We start from the raw sequence: 21,541 nt of genomic DNA on the forward strand, positions 1-21,541 counted from the left end.
TTAGTCGATGAGTAACTGGGGGATGGATTTATTCTACGTCTTCCTCTGCTAAGTCGGCCTCTTCTAGGTTAGCGTCTTTGACACTGGTACTTGCGCGACGCGCTTCACCTTTGTGTTGTACTTTATTGAGCTGACGTTCGAGTTTAGCAATCAGTTCGTTGATGGCGGCATACATGTCTTCATGTTTTGCGCTGGCAATCAACTGTCCGTTAGGCGTATTAATCGTGGCATCGGCAACATACAATTTTGGTTCTTTAGACAAAATGATATGCGGATTAATCAGATGCGTTTGCCATTTTTCCAGTTTACTTAGACGGTCCTCGACATGTTGACGAATGGCAGTGGTGATTTCCATTTGCTTACTGGTGATACTAATTGTCATATACATACCTCTCAGTCTTTTCCGTCTTGGTAATTTTAGAATAACGCCGTTTTCAATAAAGTGTGAGACTAAAATCACGAATTTTTGTCACTTTTTGCAAAGATAAGTCGATTTGTGATTTTTAATAAGACATGGCGATTTAGGGCTTGAGTCAGACAGGAAGAACAAGCATAGTGGGGAAATCGGGACAGAAAAAACGGCTAAGCTCCGGCTTTGCTACGGCCTAAAAATAACATTATTGCGCTCTGTTTTTCTCAACCCTGTATATCAGATACAAAAAAGGCAGCCACTGGCTGCCTTTTTGCTGTTCAAATATGATGAGCTGTTACGCTTTTGCCGAGTTATCAGCAATAATTTTGGCGACTTTGTTAGCCTGTGCGGTCAGGTTCATCTGTTTGTACGCATTTTCCATCAACGGTAATGCATCACGCGTTGCCTGAGTATCAGGATAGTTACGCAGCATCGTCTCTACACGGTTAACAACAGCGACGTAAGCACCGCGTTTGGTGTAGTATTGTGCAACGGACAGCTCATATTTTGCCAAACGGTCTTTCAGATAGACAAGGCGTTTGGTGGCATCTGCGCTGTACTGACTATTTGGATAGCGCTGTACCAGCTGGCTAAAATCACGGAATGCCTGACGGGCATGCTCCGGATCGCGGTCAGAACGGTCAACACCGAAGAATCCCTGAAGTGCACTGTCATCCAAAGCCATATCAGTTAGGCCGCGCATGTACAGGACATAATCAATATTAGGATGTGTTGGATTCAAACGCATGAAGCGGTCGATAGACGCCTGAGCCATTGGCAAATCAGCTGATTTGTAATAGGCGTAGATCAGATCCAACTGAACCTGCTGAGAATAAGGCCCGAACGGATAGCGGTTGTCTAACGCTTCCAGTTGCGTAATAGCGGCTTTAAAGTTACCGTCCTGCAACTTTTGCTGAGCGGTAGCATAAATTTCTGAAGGCGGATTATCAGGTACCGCATCTTTGGAACTGGAGCAACCTGCCAGCGCCAGGCTCAACGTGGCGGCAGCCACCAGATATTTCATACGCGTCATGACGTTTTGATTACCCTTTTTGTGTTGTTCCGGGAGACTCTCCGTTAAGCTCCCGACAAAGACCAGCTACAATAGCACATTATTTTAAACGGCAACGCCGAGAAAACCCAACGTTAACGAAAGAAACCCATATGGCACAACAAGTAGAACTAACCGCAACGGTGACGGAATCACAGCTTGGTCATCGTTTAGATCAGGCTTTGGCCGAATTGTTCCCTGATTATTCACGATCTCGTATAAAAGAGTGGATCCTTGACGATCGCGTCAAGGTTAACGGGAAAATTATCAACAAGCCAAAAGAAAAAGTGCTCGGTGGCGAAGAAATTGCCATTGATGCGCTAATTGAGGAAGAAGCTCGCTGGGAACCGCAGAATATTCCATTAGATATCGTTTATGAAGATAGCGATATTTTGGTGATCAATAAACCGCGTGACTTAGTCGTTCATCCAGGAGCCGGTAATCCTGATGGCACGATCCTGAATGCTTTACTGTATTACTGTCCTGAAATTGTGGACGTGCCGCGTGCGGGTATTGTTCATCGTTTGGATAAAGATACTACGGGTCTGATGGTGGTGGCTAAAACCGTTCCTGCCCAGACACGCTTGGTTGAAGCGCTACAGGCGCGCGAAATTACGCGTGAATATGAAGCGGTAGCCATTGGTACCATGACGGCGGGCGGAACGGTGGAAGAGCCTATTTCACGCCATCCAACCAAACGTACTCACATGGCTGTTCACCCAATGGGGAAACCTGCGGTGACGCATTACCGTATTATGGAGCATTTCCGTGCTCATACACGTTTGCGTTTGCGTTTGGAAACTGGCCGTACTCACCAGATCCGTGTGCATATGTCGCATATTAGCCATCCGCTGGTAGGCGATCCGTTATACGGTGGCCGTCCTCGTCCACCAAAAGGTGCATCGGAAGAGTTTATTACCATTTTGCGTGGCTTTGATCGTCAGGCGCTGCATGCAACGATGCTGCGTTTATACCACCCAATCAGCGGTATTCAGATGGAATGGCATGCGCCATTGCCTCAGGATATGGTCGATTTGATTTCAGCATTGCAGGCCGATACTGAAGAGTTCAAAGACGAAATGGATTGGCTATGAATGTGTTGATCACACCTTTGTGGCCAGCACCAAACAACGTTGTTGCTTTTAACACCACCCGAAAGGGTGGGGTTAGCGTTCATCCCTACGATGCTTTAAATCTAGGGACGCACGTTGGTGATGATGGCGCAGTGGTGGCAGAGAACCGCCGCCGGTTGAAAAATATTGCCGCTGCACCAACGGAACCATTCTGGTTAGAGCAAGTGCATGGCACTCGTGTTTTGCATTTAGATGAGAATAGCGATCGCGCTGATAATCAGGCCGACGCTTCCTATACTAATATCGCTGGGCAGGTTTGTGCGGTGATGACCGCTGACTGCTTGCCTGTTCTCTTTTGCAATCGCCAGGGAACTGAAGTTGCCGCTGCACATGCTGGCTGGCGCGGTTTATGTGACGGTCTATTGGAACAAACGTTGGCATGCTTTGATTCGTCTCCAGAAGATATTCTTGCTTGGTTCGGCCCTGCGATTGGCCCGACTGCTTTTGAAGTCGGGGGCGAGGTCCGCGAAAAGTTCATTGAGCAAGATGCCAATGCAGAACGGGCTTTTGCTGAGTATGGCGACAAATATTTAGCTGATATTTATCAGTTGGCTCGTTTACGTTTATGTCGTGCTGGTGTTCAGACGATATCAGGTGGCGATCTCTGCACCGTAAGCGATAAATCGCGTTTCTTCTCTTATCGTCGAGAACCCGTTACCGGGCGAATGGCGGCGCTGATTTGGTTTCGATAGCCTTATTTTTTAAGGCTTTTGTTATTCACATATCCTCATTTCCACAAACTGTACTTAATGTTTGCCACTTGACTCATAACAAAAAGTAGTCATTTTCGTGCTAATTGACCTTGAAAAGTGTTGAGTAGACCTTACATATTCTTCAGTAGAAACTTTGATACATCTTGGAGGAATTATGCGTCTGGATCGCTTAACAAGTAAGTTCCAGCTTGCCCTCGCTGACGCCCAGTCACTCGCACTTGGGCGTGATAACCAATTTATAGAGCCGGTACATCTGATGAGCGCGCTGCTCAATCAGGATGGGGGCACGGTTCGACCATTATTAACCTCTGCTGGTGTTAATACCGCGAGCTTACGTCAGGAGCTTGAACAAGCTATCTCCCGTTTGCCGCAGGTTGAAGGCGCTGGTGGGGATGTTCAGCCATCGAACGAATTGATTCGTGTTCTGAACCTATGCGATAAGTTGGCACAAAAACGTAATGACACCTTTATCTCGTCTGAGCTGTTTGTACTTGCGGCGTTAGAAGATCGTGGCAATTTGGGCGATATCTTGAAAGCCGCAGGTGCCAGCGTTCAGAAAGTCAGTACCGCCATTGAGCAGATGCGTGGAGGTGAGAAAGTGGATGATGCAAATGCCGAAGATCAACGTCAGGCATTGAAAAAATACACTGTCGATCTGACCGAGCGTGCCGAACAAGGCAAACTCGATCCGGTGATCGGCCGTGATGAAGAAATTCGCCGTACTATTCAGGTATTGCAGCGCCGTACCAAAAACAACCCTGTTCTCATTGGTGAACCGGGGGTCGGTAAGACCGCTATCGTTGAAGGCTTAGCACAGCGAATTATCAACGGTGAAGTTCCAGAAGGACTGAAGAACAAACGCGTTCTCTCCTTGGATATGGGCTCACTGATCGCTGGGGCTAAATTCCGTGGTGAATTCGAAGAGCGACTGAAAGCCGTATTAAGCGATCTATCAAAACAGGAAGGTAACGTCATTCTGTTTATTGATGAGTTGCACACCATGGTTGGCGCAGGTAAAGGCGATGGTGCAATGGATGCGGGGAATATGCTGAAACCAGCATTAGCCCGTGGAGAGTTGCATTGCGTTGGTGCGACTACGCTGGATGAATACCGTCAATATATAGAGAAAGATGCTGCGCTTGAGCGTCGTTTCCAAAAAGTATTCGTAGCAGAGCCTACGGTAGAAGACACCATTGCGATCTTACGTGGGCTGAAAGAGCGCTACGAGCTGCATCATCACGTGCAGATCACAGACCCTGCTATTGTTGCGGCTGCGAATTTGTCGCACCGCTATATTGCGGATCGTCAGCTGCCCGATAAGGCGATTGACCTTATCGATGAGGCTGCATCGAGCATTCGTATGCAGATGGACTCTAAGCCAGAATCGTTGGATCGCTTGGAGCGCCGTATTATTCAGCTCAAACTTGAACAGCAGGCTCTGAATAAAGAATCTGATGAAGCCAGTAAAAAGCGCTTAGAGATGCTCAACGAAGAATTAGAGCATAAAGAGCGTGAATATTCTGAACTGGAAGAAGAGTGGAAAGCCGAGAAGGCTTCACTCAGCGGTACGCAGAATATCAAAGCTGAAATCGAACAGGCGAAGATTGCGCTTGAGCAGGCTCGTCGTGTCGGTGATTTAGCCAAGATGTCTGAAATCCAATACGGCAAGTTGCCTGGTTTGGAAAAACAGTTAGAAGCAGCGACGCAGTCTGAAGGTAAGACGATGAAGCTGCTGCGCAATAAAGTCACCGACGTTGAAATCGCAGAAGTGCTGGCACGTTGGACAGGGATTCCAGTATCACGTATGTTAGAAAGCGAGCGCGCGAAACTACTGCGCATGGAAGACGATCTGCATGAGCGTGTTATCGGCCAGAATGAAGCAGTAGAAGCGGTTTCGAATGCGATTCGTCGTAGCCGTGCTGGGTTGTCTGATCCAAACCGCCCAATTGGTTCTTTCCTATTCTTAGGACCAACCGGCGTGGGGAAAACGGAGCTGTGCAAAGCGCTAGCAAACTTCTTGTTCGATAGCGATGACGCAATGGTGCGCATCGACATGTCCGAGTTTATGGAAAAACACTCCGTGTCACGTTTAGTGGGTGCGCCTCCTGGATATGTCGGTTATGAAGAAGGTGGCTACTTAACTGAAGCTGTACGCCGTCGTCCTTATTCGGTCATCTTGTTAGATGAAGTGGAAAAAGCACATCCGGATGTATTCAACATCTTGCTGCAGGTATTAGATGATGGACGACTGACAGATGGGCAGGGCAGAACGGTCGATTTCCGTAATACCGTGGTCATTATGACCTCAAACCTTGGCTCTGATTTGATTCAGGATCGTTTCGGTCAGCTCGATTATGGTGAAATGAAAGAGTTGGTGATGAGCGTGGTGTCACACCACTTCCGCCCTGAGTTCATTAACCGTATAGATGAAACCGTTGTGTTCCATCCATTAGATCAGAAAAACATCAAGGCGATTGCGCGGATTCAGCTGGAACGTCTGTACCAACGTCTCGAAGAGAAAGGCTACAGCGTAACCATCACCGATGCGGCATTAGAACAGCTTTCAAAAGCGGGCTTCGATCCAGTCTATGGGGCTCGTCCGCTGAAACGAGCTATCCAGCAGGAAATCGAGAACCCGCTGGCCCAGCAAATTTTGTCTGGAAAACTGATTCCGGGTAAAGACATCACGCTAGATGTTGCTGATGAACAAATCGTTGCCAAACAATAATAGGTAATAGAGACGTTCTAAAGGCTCTAGATAGTGATATAGAAAGAAAGATAGAAAGGCAGCCAATTGGCTGCCTTTTTTATGTTTGATGAATATAAAAGCAGGTAATGAATGAAATTCATCCATTAATCGAATTTTTGATTAAAACTTGCGCGGTTGAAAAGTTTTTTTAAATTAGGGGTTGTCAGCCGTTCAGAAGTCCCTATAATGCGCCACCACTGACCGGGAACAACGACGCAAACGTCGCTCGGTGAGGAAGAGAAAAGCATCGCAGCAATGCGAATTTCTGAAAAGAAAAAAGCTTGACTCTTCAGGAGGAAAGCGTAATATGCACCTCCCGAGTTGCTGGAACGAATGTTCGCAATTCGCTGCTCTTTAACAATTTATCAGACAATCTGTGTGGGCACTCACAAGACAATATCTAACGTCCTCGGACGATAAAATATTAAAGTCTTGAAGAGTGACCAAGCAGTAATTCATTTAGTTGAATTATTACGAAAGTTAATTTTCGAGCATCGCTTAACTTGCTTAAGCAAATCAAGCTTTTAATTGAAGAGTTTGATCATGGCTCAGATTGAACGCTGGCGGCAGGCCTAACACATGCAAGTCGAGCGGTAGCACAAGAGAGCTTGCTCTCTGGGTGACGAGCGGCGGACGGGTGAGTAATGTCTGGGAAACTGCCTGATGGAGGGGGATAACTACTGGAAACGGTAGCTAATACCGCATGATGTCTTCGGACCAAAGTGGGGGACCTTCGGGCCTCACGCCATCAGATGTGCCCAGATGGGATTAGCTAGTAGGTGGGGTAATGGCTCACCTAGGCGACGATCTCTAGCTGGTCTGAGAGGATGACCAGCCACACTGGAACTGAGACACGGTCCAGACTCCTACGGGAGGCAGCAGTGGGGAATATTGCACAATGGGCGCAAGCCTGATGCAGCCATGCCGCGTGTATGAAGAAGGCCTTCGGGTTGTAAAGTACTTTCAGCGAGGAGGAAGGCATTGTGGTTAATAACCACAGTGATTGACGTTACTCGCAGAAGAAGCACCGGCTAACTCCGTGCCAGCAGCCGCGGTAATACGGAGGGTGCAAGCGTTAATCGGAATTACTGGGCGTAAAGCGCACGCAGGCGGTTGATTAAGTCAGATGTGAAATCCCCGAGCTTAACTTGGGAACTGCATTTGAAACTGGTCAGCTAGAGTCTTGTAGAGGGGGGTAGAATTCCAGGTGTAGCGGTGAAATGCGTAGAGATCTGGAGGAATACCGGTGGCGAAGGCGGCCCCCTGGACAAAGACTGACGCTCAGGTGCGAAAGCGTGGGGAGCAAACAGGATTAGATACCCTGGTAGTCCACGCTGTAAACGATGTCGACTTGGAGGTTGTGCCCTTGAGGCGTGGCTTCCGGAGCTAACGCGTTAAGTCGACCGCCTGGGGAGTACGGCCGCAAGGTTAAAACTCAAATGAATTGACGGGGGCCCGCACAAGCGGTGGAGCATGTGGTTTAATTCGATGCAACGCGAAGAACCTTACCTACTCTTGACATCCAGAGAATTTAGCAGAGATGCTTTAGTGCCTTCGGGAACTCTGAGACAGGTGCTGCATGGCTGTCGTCAGCTCGTGTTGTGAAATGTTGGGTTAAGTCCCGCAACGAGCGCAACCCTTATCCTTTGTTGCCAGCGAGTAATGTCGGGAACTCAAAGGAGACTGCCGGTGATAAACCGGAGGAAGGTGGGGATGACGTCAAGTCATCATGGCCCTTACGAGTAGGGCTACACACGTGCTACAATGGCATATACAAAGAGAAGCGAACTCGCGAGAGCAAGCGGACCTCATAAAGTATGTCGTAGTCCGGATTGGAGTCTGCAACTCGACTCCATGAAGTCGGAATCGCTAGTAATCGTAGATCAGAATGCTACGGTGAATACGTTCCCGGGCCTTGTACACACCGCCCGTCACACCATGGGAGTGGGTTGCAAAAGAAGTAGGTAGCTTAACCTTCGGGAGGGCGCTTACCACTTTGTGATTCATGACTGGGGTGAAGTCGTAACAAGGTAACCGTAGGGGAACCTGCGGTTGGATCACCTCCTTACCTAAAGATAGCGTTAAGTGCAGTGTCCACACAGATTGTCTGATGAAATTAATGAGCAAGAGCACCTGTTGATGTTGTGAGTTTTAAGACTCATGCTGATACGAAACGAGAAAGCGTGAGCTTTGTCGGTATTTTCGTGTCCCCATCGTCTAGAGGCCTAGGACACTGCCCTTTCACGGCTGTAACAGGGGTTCGAATCCCCTTGGGGACGCCATTCCGATAATGAGTGAAAGACATTATCATCCGTTCTGATGAACGAAAAAATCTTAAAGATGATTCTAACGAGTCGTGTTTAAGATATTGCTCTTTAACAATCTGGAACAAGCTGAAATTTGAAAGCTTAAGCAACTGTGAGACACACTGACACAGTTTGCATTAAGCAGTCTCTCAATTTTTTGCAATCTTGAATGCTGTCTTGAACCGGTTCGTAACCGTGTTCACTAAAAAGACACCTTCGGGTTGTGAGGTTAAGTGACTAAGCGTACACGGTGGATGCCTAGGCAGTCAGAGGCGATGAAGGACGTGCTAATCTGCGATAAGCGTCGGTAAGCTGATATGAAGCGTTATAACCGACGATTTCCGAATGGGGAAACCCAGTGTGATTCGTCACACTATCGTTAAGTGAATACATAGCTTAACGAAGCGAACCAGGGGAACTGAAACATCTAAGTACCCTGAGGAAAAGAAATCAACCGAGATTCCCCTAGTAGCGGCGAGCGAACGGGGAACAGCCCAGAACCTTAATCAGCGTATGTGTCAGAGGAACGGTCTGGAAAGTCCGGCGATACAGGGTGATAGCCCCGTACTTGAAAATGCATACGTTGTGAGTTCGATGAGTAGGGCGGGACACGTGACATCCTGTCTGAATATGGGGGGACCATCCTCCAAGGCTAAATACTCCTGACTGACCGATAGTGAACCAGTACCGTGAGGGAAAGGCGAAAAGAACCCCGGCGAGGGGAGTGAAATAGAACCTGAAACCGTGTACGTACAAGCAGTGGGAGCCTCTTTTATGGGGTGACTGCGTACCTTTTGTATAATGGGTCAGCGACTTATATTTTGTAGCAAGGTTAACCGAATAGGGGAGCCGTAGGGAAACCGAGTCTTAACTGGGCGTCAAGTTGCAAGGTATAGACCCGAAACCCGGTGATCTAGCCATGGGCAGGTTGAAGGTTGGGTAACACTAACTGGAGGACCGAACCGACTAATGTTGAAAAATTAGCGGATGACTTGTGGCTGGGGGTGAAAGGCCAATCAAACCGGGAGATAGCTGGTTCTCCCCGAAAGCTATTTAGGTAGCGCCTCGTGAACTCATCTTCGGGGGTAGAGCACTGTTTCGACTAGGGGGTCATCCCGACTTACCAACTCGATGCAAACTACGAATACCGAAGAATGTTATCACGGGAGACACACGGCGGGTGCTAACGTCCGTCGTGAAGAGGGAAACAACCCAGACCGCCAGCTAAGGTCCCAAAGTCATAGTTAAGTGGGAAACGATGTGGGAAGGCATAGACAGCCAGGATGTTGGCTTAGAAGCAGCCATCATTTAAAGAAAGCGTAATAGCTCACTGGTCGAGTCGGCCTGCGCGGAAGATGTAACGGGGCTAAACTATGCACCGAAGCTGCGGCAGCGACACTTAGGTGTTGTTGGGTAGGGGAGCGTTCTGTAAGCCGTTGAAGGTGGCCTGTGAGGGTTGCTGGAGGTATCAGAAGTGCGAATGCTGACATAAGTAACGATAAAGCGGGTGAAAAACCCGCTCGCCGGAAGACCAAGGGTTCCTGTCCAACGTTAATCGGGGCAGGGTGAGTCGACCCCTAAGGCGAGGCCGAAAGGCGTAGTCGATGGGAAACAGGTTAATATTCCTGTACTCGGTGTTACTGCGAAGGGGGGACGGAGAAGGCTAGGCTATCCGGGCGACGGTTGTCCCGGTTTAAGCGTGTAGGGGGAAAGCATTGGTAAATCCGTGCTTTTATCAACCCTGAGGCGTGATGACGAGTCACTACGGTGATGAAGTAGTTGATGCCAAGCTTCCAGGAAAAGCCTCTAAGCTCTAGGTAACATTGAATCGTACCCCAAACCGACACAGGTGGTCAGGTAGAGAATACCAAGGCGCTTGAGAGAACTCGGGTGAAGGAACTAGGCAAAATGGTGCCGTAACTTCGGGAGAAGGCACGCTGGCGCGTAGGTGAAGTCCCTTGCGGATGGAGCTGAAGCCAGTCGAAGATACCAGCTGGCTGCAACTGTTTAATAAAAACACAGCACTGTGCAAACACGAAAGTGGACGTATACGGTGTGACGCCTGCCCGGTGCTGGAAGGTTAATTGATGGGGTCAGCCGCAAGGCGAAGCTCTTGATCGAAGCCCCAGTAAACGGCGGCCGTAACTATAACGGTCCTAAGGTAGCGAAATTCCTTGTCGGGTAAGTTCCGACCTGCACGAATGGCGTAATGATGGCCAGGCTGTCTCCACCCGAGACTCAGTGAAATTGAACTCGCTGTGAAGATGCAGTGTACCCGCGGCAAGACGGAAAGACCCCGTGAACCTTTACTATAGCTTGACACTGAACATTGAGCCTTGATGTGTAGGATAGGTGGGAGGCTTTGAAGCGTGGACGCCAGTCTGCGTGGAGCCAACCTTGAAATACCACCCTTTAATGTTTGATGTTCTAACTCCGGTCCCTAATCGGGATTGAGGACAGTGTCTGGTGGGTAGTTTGACTGGGGCGGTCTCCTCCTAAAGAGTAACGGAGGAGCACGAAGGTTAGCTAATCACGGTCGGACATCGTGAGGTTAGTGCAATGGCATAAGCTAGCTTGACTGCGAGAGTGACGGCTCGAGCAGGTACGAAAGTAGGTCATAGTGATCCGGTGGTTCTGAATGGAAGGGCCATCGCTCAACGGATAAAAGGTACTCCGGGGATAACAGGCTGATACCGCCCAAGAGTTCATATCGACGGCGGTGTTTGGCACCTCGATGTCGGCTCATCACATCCTGGGGCTGAAGTAGGTCCCAAGGGTATGGCTGTTCGCCATTTAAAGTGGTACGCGAGCTGGGTTTAGAACGTCGTGAGACAGTTCGGTCCCTATCTGCCGTGGGCGTTGGAAGATTGAGAGGGGCTGCTCCTAGTACGAGAGGACCGGAGTGGACGCATCACTGGTGTTCGGGTTGTCATGCCAATGGCATTGCCCGGTAGCTAAATGCGGAAAAGATAAGCGCTGAAAGCATCTAAGCGCGAAACTTGCCTCGAGATGAGTCTTCCCTGAGACCTTGAGTCTCCTAAAGGAACGTTTAAGACTAAGACGTTGATAGGCTGGGTGTGTAAGCGTAGCGATACGTTGAGCTAACCAGTACTAATGATCCGTGAGGCTTAACCTTACAACACCAAAGGTGTTTTAAGACGCAGAGACGCGAAAACACAAAGAGTAGGCTTGTGAACAGATTGGTTTGTATGGCTAGCTGTAGAAATACAGAGAGCGGTACAAATAACAGAATATGCCTGGCGGCGATAGCGCGGTGGTCCCACCTGACCCCATGCCGAACTCAGAAGTGAAACGCCGTAGCGCCGATGGTAGTGTGGGGTCTCCCCATGCGAGAGTAGGGAACTGTCAGGCTTTAAATTCGTTCCTTTTCCCTGACACGGAAAATAACAGGAACAAACTGACATCAGACGAATGCTGATGTGAGAGAAAGAATCGGTGGAGCGGTAGTTCAGTTGGTTAGAATACCTGCCTGTCACGCAGGGGGTCGCGGGTTCGAGCCCCGTCCGTTCCGCCACTTATTTGCAAAAAGCCTGCTAGCAATAGCAGGCTTTTTTGTATTTGCGTTTTGGTAACGCCAAATCAGCGCTAATTCATGCCTAACTTACCTAGCTTTACTCGCCATTTCCCCCGCTACAGTTGTTTTTCCCAGTATTAGTCCCTATAACAAGCTAAGTGTTTTAGATTCTTTTTGATGTCGTTGTGGAAGGCGTATAATTCTCGAACGATTGTTGAAATGATTGAATGAGTTTTAACTAACAGGCGGCGAAAGTGCGGAAAAAAAATTATGCCATGAGGTATGTGGCGGGTCTTCCTGCTGAGCGAGTATTCCCCGGCGCAATGAATGAGCTGGGGCAAACATTGCCCGTTACTCAATCTCTTCCAACAGATAATGTTCTACGCATTATGGTGTGGAATATCTTTAAGCAGCAGCGTTCAGACTGGCTGTCAGTATTAAAGGAATATGGTCGAAGCTCGCAGCTTGTTCTTTTGCAAGAGGCGCAGACTACGCCTGAATTAGTCAAATTTGCGACAAGCAATTATCTTACCGCCGATCAAGTTCCTGCGTTTTCGTTCCCGCAGCATCCTTCTGGCGTTATGACTTTAGCCGCGGCACACCCGGTTTATTGCTGCCCACTGCGGGAAAAAGAACCGTTAATTCGATTATCAAAATCTGCGCTAGTCACGGTTTATCCGTTGTTTGACGGGCGGTTATTAATGGTTGTAAACATCCATGCTGTAAATTTTAGCTTGGGTGTGGACGTATATAGCAAACAGCTCGATCCGATTGGCGAACAGATAGCTCTACATAAAGGCCCAGTGATCATGGCCGGCGATTTTAACGCTTGGAGCAAACAGCGCATTAATGCGCTACAGCGGTTTGCAAGTGGGATGGAGCTACAAGAGGTTAACTTTACCAACGATCGCCGTCGTACGGCCTTTGGACGGCCATTAGATTTTGTTTTCTACCGTGGACTTGGTGTTGTTGAGGCATCGGTGCTAGTTACACAGGCATCTGACCATAATCCATTATTGGTTGATTTCAAACCTGACTAAATCGTTGAGTTAAAATCCAGCTATAAAAAAAGCGCCTTTCGGCGCTTTTTGCGTTTAACTGATTCTACTTACTAACATTAGCTATTGGAGTTAGCTGAGTCTCTTACATACAGCGTTAGCATATCGCCCGGCTGAATTTGACTCGCTTTCGTAATGACGCTGTTCCAACGCATCACATCATTGATGTTTACACCATGACGTTTTGCAATGCTGGCCAGTGAATCGCCTTTACGTACCTTGTAAGTAATGCTGCTGTTATCAGCGATCGACGTGCTGGCGTTATCCGCAACCTGCAATGTCTGACCGGCTTTCAGTTTGCTGTTGCTGCGCAGATTATTCATGCTCAACAACTCTTTCTGACTGATATTTAAACGCTTAGCAATTGCAGATATCGTATCGCCCGAACGAACTTTATAGCCTGAAACTTTCGCTTTAGACGGGGTGTTCGTTGATGCTAACTGTGCACTGGGCTGGATTGCTGCTATCTCGCCTTCGGCCAGTGAATCTTTAAACTGCTCAACATGTGCTTTTGGCACCATGATGTAGTGCGGGCCATTTGGTGCGGTTACATTCTTTTTGTAACCAGGATTAAATGCCTTAATCTTCGTCAGAGACATGCCCGCCATTTCTGCGGCCTGAGTCAACTGAATCTGTTGCCCTACATCAACTTTTGCCAGCGCACGTTGGTCGTTAGACTGCGGCAGTTTAATGCCATAACGTTTATTATTTTTGATCAGATCGCTCAGTGCTAGCATCTTCGGAACATAGATAGATGTTTCGCGTGGCAATGACAAAGACCAAAAATCAGTCGGCAAACCTTTACGCTTATTCGCTTTGACTGCCTGCATTACACGGCCTTCACCGCTATTAAATGCAGCCACCGTCAATAACCAGTCACCGCCAAACATGCGGTTCATTCGCTGCATCATATCCAATGCGGCGGTGGTAGAGGCGGCAACATCACGTCGACCGTCATACCACTGGTTCTGTTTCAACCCGTAATTGCGCCCCGTCTGAGGAACTATCTGCCAAAGCCCTGCGGCGTTAGCGGATGACGTTGCGTGTGGGTTAAAAGCGCTCTCCACTATGGGTAGTAGTACCAGTTCCATCGGCATTTTACGTTGCTTAATCTGCTCGACTATCCAGTACATATACGGCTCTGCCCGTAATGTTACATCGTGGAGATAGCTCTTATTTCTTAAAAATTTATTTTTTTGTTCGCGGATCCGGCTATTGTCCGGAACCTTCATCTTCAGATCGTCACTAATGAAGCCCCACAAATCTTTCTGCGCAATGTCACTACTACTATCGTTGAGCCATCGCGCGGAGGTCGCTCGAGCGTCCTTTGAGGGCTGTCCTGCTTCACTTCGACTGACTGAAGACAAACTCTGTGCATACTGTTCGGGCTCATTAGCGTGATGGTTTACGCCTTGGCACCCGGCCAGCAACATAGAGGCAAAGATAATTGCTTTAGCCTTCATGTGTGTGTCTACTGGTGATTAAAAGACGAGCAATAATACTTTGCCTAGCCTCAAAACACAACAAAAAGCTTTAGAAGCTGTCTTTCATGTCGCGTAGGCGGGCAAAAACTTGCCAAGTCTTATTTGGTGGATTTTCGAATCCTAAATTTCGTTGTAAATCATTATCATAACAACGTAAAAAAGGATTAATTTCCTTCTCTATTTTGAGTAAAGAAGGCACGCTAGGTTGATGTTTTAACCGTAACTCGTGAACTTGTTTCTGATATGTTTCAATCTCTTTGTTTTCTGGTAAAACGTATCTTGCAAACCTAAGATTTGACTCAGTATATTCATGAGCGCAACAAATTAAGGTGTTATCAGGAAGTTGCGCAATGAGCTGTAAAGAGGCATACATTTGCTCAGGCGTACCTTCAAAAATACGTCCGCAACCCGCTGAAAATAAGGTATCTCCACAAAACAGGTAGGGGGTAGCATAGTAAGCAATATGTCCGAGAGTATGCCCAGGAACATCCAACACGCTGAAAGTCATACCTAATACGGTAATTTCATCGTGTCCTCGAACTTGCTGCGTGCAGCCTTTATTGGCTGTTTCTTGCGGCCCATATACGGGAATATCCGGATAGTGCTGCAAAAGCTCGCCCACGCCGCCTACGTGGTCATTATGATGATGCGTGAGTAGGATGGCTTTAGGAGTAAGCTTATTTTCCGTCAGGTAGTGTAAAGCGGGAGCCGCAACACCGGGATCTACGATCAAACATTCTTGCTGATCGTTGGCGAGCAGCCAAATGTAGTTATCTTGCATTGCAGGGATACTGATAAGATTCATAATCGATAGCTCTCCATTGGGGTATTCCCCCTGTATAGGTGAACGGATGAAACCAGCACAGATAACACGAATGATTTCTCCTCCGTTGTCTTGGAGTGAGATCCCTTGGGGAGAGTATTACCGTGCCGCATTAGAGCAGCAGCTTGCGCCATGGTGGCCGAAGCTATTTGGTTATCATCTTCTTAAAATCGGCACGTTGAGTTCTCAGCTCTCTACCGAAAAATGCGGTATTTCCCATCAGGTTAGCGTGGGTGTGAAAGGCGATAATCTACAGGTGATTGCCGACCCATGCTGTTTACCCTTTGCCGCTAAATCCGTTGATGCATGCCTGCTTGCCCATACGCTAAGCTTCGCCAGCGATCCCCACCGAATCCTACGTGAGGTTGACCGCGTGCTCGTGGATGACGGTTGGCTCATCTTAACCGGGTTTAATCCAACCAGCTTGATTGGCTTAGGCAAACTGGTTCCCAAACTGCGTAATCGACTGCCTTACAGCAGCCGAATGTTTAGCATGATGAGAATGCAAGACTGGCTGCAACTCCTAAACTATGAAGTTTTGTATGAGAATCGCAGCCAAATTTTACCGTGGAATCGTCGCGGTGGTTTATTCCTTGGCAAACATTTACCCGTATTGGGCTGCCTAAGCATTATCGTGGCGCGCAAAAGAACCGTTCCTCTCACGCCGACCGCTCTTCGAGAGAGAAGCCAGCGCGCGAGATGGCGTGGAACGGTTGGCGCGACGAAGAGTTTTCGCAAACGATCTGACTAAAGACCGCCTGACATCTCGCTTTATTTGTTGTCAGGCTGGTAGCCGGTGTCATCTCTATCGGGGGAACCTGCGGCTGTACGCGCTAATTCATCGCAGCGCTCGTTCTCTACATGACCGGCATGGCCCTTGATCCACACCCATTCAATTTTATGTGATTGAATGGCGAGGTCCAGGCGTTGCCATAAATCGACATTTTTAACCGGTTTTTTATCCGTTGTTTTCCAGCCACGCTTTTTCCAATTATGTATCCACTGCGTGATACCTTGGCGAACGTATTGACTATCGCTGCACAATACCACCTCGCAGGGATCTTTTAGCGTTTCCAATGCAACAATGGCTGCCATCAACTCCATGCGGTTGTTGGTGGTAAGGTAGTATCCTGCGCTTAGGGTCTTTTCGTGTTGCTTGTAGCGCAATATGGCACCGTAGCCACCGGGACCGGGGTTACCTAGGCAAGAACCATCGGTGAAAATCTCAACCTGTTTTAGCATCTCTGGTAGACTACTCCGCAGTCAAAACCCTAAGTCTGACATAAAGTGACATTATGAGCACAGGAATAACTCGACAGATCGTCCTCGATACAGAAACCACCGGTATGAATAAGCTGGGGGTTCACTACGAAGGACATAGAATCATTGAAATTGGTGCGGTTGAGGTCATCAACCGTCGTTTAACGGGGCGTAACTTCCATGTTTACATCAAGCCCGATCGCTTAGTCGATCCAGAGGCTTATGGTGTTCACGGTATCAGCGACGATTTCCTGTTGGATAAACCGACTTTTGCTGATATCGCCGACGAGTTTCTGGAGTTTATACGCGGTGCTGAGCTTGTTATTCATAATGCACCGTTTGATATCGGGTTTATGGACTATGAGTTCCGTAAGCTCAATCGCGATATTCCAAAGACGGAAACCTTCTGTAAGATCACCGACAGCTTGGTCATGGCGCGCCGCTTGTTCCCTGGCAAGCGCAACAGTTTGGATGCCTTATGCAATCGCTACGAAATAGATAACACCAAGCGAACACTGCACGGCGCATTACTTGACTCCCAAATACTGGCCGACGTCTATTTAACGATGACGGGCGGGCAAACGTCGCTCACATTCTCCATGGAGAGCGAAGGCGAGAAGGCGAGGCCAACGGGTGAAGTACAAAAGATAATCCGTAAAGCACACGCGCTAAAAGTGGTGAGAGCCAATGCGGATGAATTAGCTGAACATGAACGTCGGCTTGATTTGGTGCAAAAGAAAGGCGGCAGCTGTTTATGGCGTGCTGAAGCTGAGTAGTTTTTTGCGCGGAATTTGTTGAAAAATAGCCAAAAAGATGAAAAAGCGCTCAGTTGAAATTCTTTGTTAGAAAAACAGTTGACGACTCCGAGCGGTATCCGTATTATCCGCATCGTTCCCACAAGGAACAACGCGGAGCGGTAGTTCAGTTGGTTAGAATACCTGCCTGTCACGCAGGGGGTCGCGGGTTCGAGCCCCGTCCGTTCCGCCACATTCAGAAGCCCTGAGTCAGCAATGACTCAGGGCTTTCGTCTATCTAGCACTCCGCAATTTTAATATTCCCCGACCACCGTAGTTTTCCCCAGTGAGTAGAGATATCAATTCGGAAAATCCGAACGCCGTCATACTTTTGACATAAAACCGAACGAGATGCTTTTCCTGTCTACACTTTGATCATCAGCACTTAAACGGATGATCTCCCCATGATGACCTTACGCCAGCTTCGCCATTTTATTGCCGTTGCCGAAACGGGATCGATTTCTGCCGCCGCACAGACGGTTTTTGTTTCCCAGTCCTCATTAACGCAGGCTATCCAGTTGCTGGAGCAGGAGATTGGCGCCGTATTATTTAAGCGCCATGCGAAGGGAATGGAACTCACCCATCAAGGACATCAATTTCTACGCCAGTCATATTTGATTCTTGCCACGGTTGAAAATGCCAAGCGCAGCCTGGAGTTGGGTTGCGAGAACCTTAGCGGAACGCTAAAAATTGGCGTAACCAGCCTCGTCGCCGGCTACTTTCTGGTGGATATGCTGACTCGTTTTCGTGCGGCTTATCCCAATGTCACCACCCAACTGGTTGAAGATGAACGCCCTTACATTGAACACTTATTGGTAAACGGTGAGATTGATATTGGGGTGCTTATTTTATCGAATCTCGAAGACCGAGATGCGCTGCAAACCGAAGTGCTGATGCACTCGCCATATCGCTTATGGCTCCCACCACTGCATCCGTTGCTGGAAAATGACAGCATTCGTCTGGCCGACGTGGTGAAAGAACCGCTTATCCAGCTAAACACCGACGAGATGGGCAGCCATCTACGCCGCATATGGGAGAAAGCTAAACTTACGCCAACCATCGCCATGCGCACCGCATCCACCGAGGCGGTGCGCAGCTTGGTTGCCGCTGGCATTGGTGTCGCTTTGCTTCCTGATATGGCCTATCGCCCGTGGTCGCTTGAGGGAAATATGATTGAAGCCCGCACGCTAGTCGATACTCCAGAACCGCTGGATGTGGGATTGGCATGGCGGCGCGGCAGTGCAAGGCCAGAGCTTGTTACCCCGTTTCTGCAAATTGCCCGCGAGAATAGCGGGGCGCGTAAGCTATAACACCCCTATATCCCTATAAAACATCAGGTATCTAAATAATCGAATGCAGCGTTCATAATTTCGTATTTGCCGCTAGCTAGCGGCTGCTCTAGGCTAAAATGAATTAATTTACATTTTTATTACAAATAAATGACATTTTAATAATGTCTCTTTTGCCCTAGAGGAACGCAGCATGAGCAGCGCGACGCAAGGACTTAACACACAGCAATTCATTGATGGTCTGCTGGTCACGGGAGAAGGCCCAGAAGAGCAATTGCTCAATCCGGCCAACGGTGAAGTTTTGCTGTTGCTCGCCGAAGCTTCTGCTCAGCAGGTTTCAGACGCTGTGGAGTCTGCTCAACGCGCTTTTCTATCATGGTCTCGCACTATTCCGGTTCGACGCGCTGCCGTACTGCTGGCAATTGCCGATGTAATTGAACGCCATGCAACAATGTTTGCCGAGCTTGAATCACTCAACTGCGGCAAACCCTACCATCAGGCTCTTTCAGACGATATTCCCGCTGCTATTGATACCTTTCGCTATTTCGCCGGAGCCGTACGCTGCCAGCATGGGCAGCTAGGAGGGGAATATCTGGAAGGTCATACTTCGATGATTCGCCGTGATGCTATCGGCGTGGTGGCGTCCATTGCACCATGGAATTACCCCTTGATGATGGCAGCATGGAAAATGGCTCCTGCGTTAGCCGCGGGCAATACCGTCGTCTTCAAACCCTCCGAACACACACCACTTTCCACACTGGCTCTGATCCCTTTATTACGCAACATCGTCCCTACGGGCGTGATTAACGTTGTTTATGGGCGCGGTGAAACCGTGGGGAATTATCTGGTGAATCACCCGTTGGTACGTATGGTTTCCCTTACCGGCGACATCGTCACCGGGCAGAAAATCATGCAGGCGGCGGTCAAGAACGTGAAACGCACGCATTTGGAACTGGGTGGCAAAGCGCCAGTGATCGTGTGCGATGACGCCGATTTAGATGAAGTGGTCGCGGGAGTACGTCGCTACGGTTTCTATAACGCCGGACAAGATTGTACCGCTGCTTGCCGTGTTTACGCCGACCGCAAAATTTATGACGCGCTGGTGGAATCTCTCGGCCACGCAGCCAGCTCTTTACGCTATGCGCGCAGCAACGATAGCGAAAATGAAATGGGCCCTCTTATCAGCGCCAGACAGCGCGATCGCGTGGCCAGCTTTGTCGAACGGGCGCTGGGTCACCCGCATATCGAACGGATCACCGGTGCGCAGATGCATTCCGGCCCCGGTTTTTTCTATCCACCTACGATCCTCGCAGGTTGTCAGCAGCAGGATGAAATTGTTCAGCGCGAGGTTTTTGGCCCCGTTGTGAGTATTACGCCGGTTGATTCCTTGGAGCAGGCGTTGCACTGGGCGAATGAATCTGAATACGGCCTTGCGTCTTCCGTTTGGACCAAAAATATCGATCGGGCGTGGCAGCTAGCGGCGCAGCTTCAGTACGGGACAACGTGGATTAATACGCACTTCACGCTGGTTAGCGAAATGCCGCACGGCGGTCTTAAGCGCTCTGGTTATGGCAAGGATTTATCCGGTGATGCTTTGCAGGATTACAGCGTTGTGCGCCACATCATGGCGAAAGTAAAAGCGCAGTTTTAAGCACTAAGCAATTGATTACATAACAATGCAGGCAGTCCATCTGCCGCACTAAATAGCAGCACTACACAGACAGGGGATAGCAATGAAAAATACAGTTATCACGGCGCTTTCGGCGCTCTGTATCAGCGGACTGGGTGGGATTGCAACTGCTCAGGCCGATGGACTACCGCAAAAGCTCGGTCCGGCTGAAGGACAGCTCGATATCATTACATGGCCAGGTTATATCGAACGTGGCCAAAGCGACAAAAACTATGACTGGGTGACCCAGTTTGAAAAAGACACCGGCTGCAAGGTCAATATCAAAACGGCAGCCACCTCCGATGAAATGGTTAGCCTGATGGCCAAAGGTGGCTACGATTTGGTCACCGCGTCCGGCGATGCCTCATTGCGCCTGATTTATGGCAAACGCGTTCAGCCGATCAATCCCGCTTTAATTCCGAACTGGAAAAACCTCGACCCTCGAATGGTCAATGGACCGTGGTACACCGTCCAAGGTGAAGTTTACGGCACCCCGTATCAGTGGGGGCCTAACCTGCTGATGTACAACACCAAAGTATTTCCAAAAGCGCCAGACACTTGGGGCGTAATCTTCGAACCACAAAACCTGCCGGATGGTAAAAGCAACAAAGGGCGCGTACAGGCCTATGACGGCCCAATCTATATCGCCGATGCCGCGCTCTACTTAAAAACCGCCAAGCCTGAGCTAGGGATCAAAGATCCGTATGAGCTGAACGAAACCCAATATCAGGCGGTACTCGATTTACTTCGTACGCAACATCCGCTGATTCACCGCTATTGGCACGATGCTTCCGTGCAGATGAGTGACTTCAAAAACGAAGGCGTCGCTGCCGGTAGCTCATGGCCATTCCAAGCTAACGGCCTGAAAAACGAAGGCCAGCCAATCAATGCCGTATTCCCGAAAGAGGGCGCGACAGGCTGGGCAGACACCACCATGGTGCACGCACAGGCTAAGCATCTGACCTGCGCATATAAATGGATGAACTGGCAGCTCACGCCAAAAGTTCAAGGTGACGTCGCCGCATGGTTTGGCTCTCTGCCAGCCGTGCCTGAGGGCTGTAAAGCCAGCACCTTATTAGGTGGCAACGGTTGCGAAGCGAACGGCTATAAATTCTTCGACAAAATTGCCTTCTGGAAAACACCGCAGGCCAAGTGTGAAAGCCAAGGCCAGTGTGTGCCGTATAGCCGTTGGACGCAGGACTATATTGCCATCATGGGTGGCAGATAGTGAATGTCTCATTAGGCTACTGCGCTTGATATTTTGA

General features: G+C 49.0%; 14 protein-coding genes, 3 tRNA genes and 3 rRNA genes. 15 read left to right on the forward strand and 5 right to left on the reverse strand.

The features are described from left to right. Nucleotides 1-28 precede the first annotated feature (28 nt). Together raiA and bamD are read right to left on the reverse strand one after the other, a co-directional pair. On the reverse strand, nt 29-382 hold the full coding sequence (gene raiA / locus AB3Y96_RS04385; protein ID WP_072307639.1) for a ribosome-associated translation inhibitor RaiA: 354 nt from the start codon (nt 380-382) through the stop codon (nt 29-31). Between the two features lie 325 nt (nt 383-707). Continuing rightward, entirely contained in the window at nt 708-1,445 is a 738-nt protein-coding gene (bamD, locus tag AB3Y96_RS04390) for an outer membrane protein assembly factor BamD (protein WP_072307627.1), read from the reverse strand. A gap of 131 nt (nt 1,446-1,576) precedes the next feature. Between bamD and rluD the strand changes: the two genes are divergently transcribed. The 9 genes from rluD to AB3Y96_RS04435 all read left to right on the forward strand — a co-directional run bounded on the left by rluD (nt 1,577) and on the right by AB3Y96_RS04435 (nt 12,939). After that, the gene (rluD, locus tag AB3Y96_RS04395) at nt 1,577-2,557 is read left to right on the forward strand and encodes a 23S rRNA pseudouridine(1911/1915/1917) synthase RluD (protein ID WP_072307626.1); all 981 of its coding nucleotides are present in this window, start codon (nt 1,577-1,579) and stop codon (nt 2,555-2,557) included. Continuing rightward, nucleotides 2,554-3,288 carry a purine nucleoside phosphorylase YfiH gene (gene yfiH / locus AB3Y96_RS04400; protein ID WP_367298571.1) on the forward strand — a complete coding sequence of 245 codons (735 nt, stop codon included), beginning with the start codon at nt 2,554-2,556 and terminating at the stop codon, nt 3,286-3,288. The genes rluD and yfiH overlap by 4 nt, the downstream gene beginning before the upstream one ends. Before the next feature lie 175 nt (nt 3,289-3,463). Beyond that, nucleotides 3,464-6,037, forward strand: coding sequence for an ATP-dependent chaperone ClpB (clpB, locus tag AB3Y96_RS04405; RefSeq protein ID WP_072307624.1), 2,574 nt, complete (start codon nt 3,464-3,466; stop codon nt 6,035-6,037). A gap of 546 nt (nt 6,038-6,583) precedes the next feature. Next, a 16S ribosomal RNA gene (locus AB3Y96_RS04410) occupies nt 6,584-8,126 on the forward strand. A 138-nt stretch (nt 8,127-8,264) separates the two neighbouring features. Further along, nucleotides 8,265-8,340 (forward strand) — tRNA-Glu (locus AB3Y96_RS04415). A 251-nt stretch (nt 8,341-8,591) separates the two neighbouring features. Further along, nucleotides 8,592-11,500 (forward strand): 23S ribosomal RNA (locus AB3Y96_RS04420). A gap of 120 nt (nt 11,501-11,620) precedes the next feature. After that, nucleotides 11,621-11,736, forward strand: a 5S ribosomal RNA gene (gene rrf, locus AB3Y96_RS04425). Together the 16S, 23S and 5S rRNA genes with 2 tRNA genes alongside form the textbook arrangement of a ribosomal RNA operon. A gap of 86 nt (nt 11,737-11,822) precedes the next feature. Further along, nucleotides 11,823-11,899: transfer RNA gene (locus tag AB3Y96_RS04430), tRNA-Asp, on the forward strand. Nucleotides 11,900-12,153: 254 nt separating this feature from the next. Next, nucleotides 12,154-12,939, forward strand: a complete 786-nt coding sequence (locus AB3Y96_RS04435) for an endonuclease/exonuclease/phosphatase family protein (RefSeq protein WP_071889959.1) — start codon at nt 12,154-12,156, stop codon at nt 12,937-12,939. Nucleotides 12,940-13,016: 77 nt separating this feature from the next. Here the strand turns inward: AB3Y96_RS04435 and mltD are convergent, their stop codons facing one another. Continuing rightward, nucleotides 13,017-14,420 (reverse strand): murein transglycosylase D, encoded by a 1,404-nt coding sequence (gene mltD / locus AB3Y96_RS04440; RefSeq protein WP_367298572.1) that lies wholly within the window; start codon nt 14,418-14,420, stop codon nt 13,017-13,019. Nucleotides 14,421-14,490: 70 nt separating this feature from the next. Then, complete coding sequence (gene gloB, locus AB3Y96_RS04445) at nt 14,491-15,246, reverse strand: hydroxyacylglutathione hydrolase (RefSeq protein ID WP_367298573.1); 756 nt, start codon at nt 15,244-15,246, stop codon at nt 14,491-14,493. 46 nt (nt 15,247-15,292) lie between these two features. Here gloB and AB3Y96_RS04450 point away from each other — a divergent pair, with 46 nt between their 5' ends. Further along, nucleotides 15,293-16,015 (forward strand): class I SAM-dependent methyltransferase, encoded by a 723-nt coding sequence (locus tag AB3Y96_RS04450; RefSeq protein ID WP_072307652.1) that lies wholly within the window; start codon nt 15,293-15,295, stop codon nt 16,013-16,015. 20 nt (nt 16,016-16,035) lie between these two features. On the opposite strand, the gene rnhA is transcribed toward AB3Y96_RS04450, so the two are convergent. Then, entirely contained in the window at nt 16,036-16,506 is a 471-nt protein-coding gene (gene rnhA, locus AB3Y96_RS04455) for a ribonuclease HI (protein ID WP_072307653.1), read from the reverse strand. Between the two features lie 53 nt (nt 16,507-16,559). Here rnhA and dnaQ point away from each other — a divergent pair, with 53 nt between their 5' ends. From dnaQ to ydcS, 5 genes are all read left to right on the forward strand, one after another. Then, nucleotides 16,560-17,300: a DNA polymerase III subunit epsilon gene (gene dnaQ, locus AB3Y96_RS04460; protein ID WP_072307654.1), complete on the forward strand. Its 741-nt coding sequence runs from the start codon at nt 16,560-16,562 to the stop codon at nt 17,298-17,300. Nucleotides 17,301-17,434: 134 nt separating this feature from the next. Then, a tRNA-Asp gene (locus tag AB3Y96_RS04465) sits at nt 17,435-17,511 on the forward strand. Between the two features lie 211 nt (nt 17,512-17,722). Continuing rightward, a complete protein-coding gene (locus AB3Y96_RS04470) occupies nt 17,723-18,628 on the forward strand; it encodes a LysR substrate-binding domain-containing protein (protein ID WP_063585805.1) in 906 nt (301 codons plus the stop codon). A 172-nt stretch (nt 18,629-18,800) separates the two neighbouring features. Then, nucleotides 18,801-20,258, forward strand: coding sequence for a gamma-aminobutyraldehyde dehydrogenase (locus tag AB3Y96_RS04475; protein WP_367298574.1), 1,458 nt, complete (start codon nt 18,801-18,803; stop codon nt 20,256-20,258). A gap of 82 nt (nt 20,259-20,340) precedes the next feature. Further along, on the forward strand, nt 20,341-21,504 hold the full coding sequence (gene ydcS / locus AB3Y96_RS04480) for a putative ABC transporter substrate-binding protein YdcS (protein ID WP_367298575.1): 1,164 nt from the start codon (nt 20,341-20,343) through the stop codon (nt 21,502-21,504). Nucleotides 21,505-21,541: the final 37 nt, after the last annotated feature.

The organism is Hafnia alvei (assembly GCF_964063325.1).
Classification (GTDB): Bacteria; Pseudomonadota; Gammaproteobacteria; order Enterobacterales; family Enterobacteriaceae; genus Hafnia; species Hafnia alvei_B.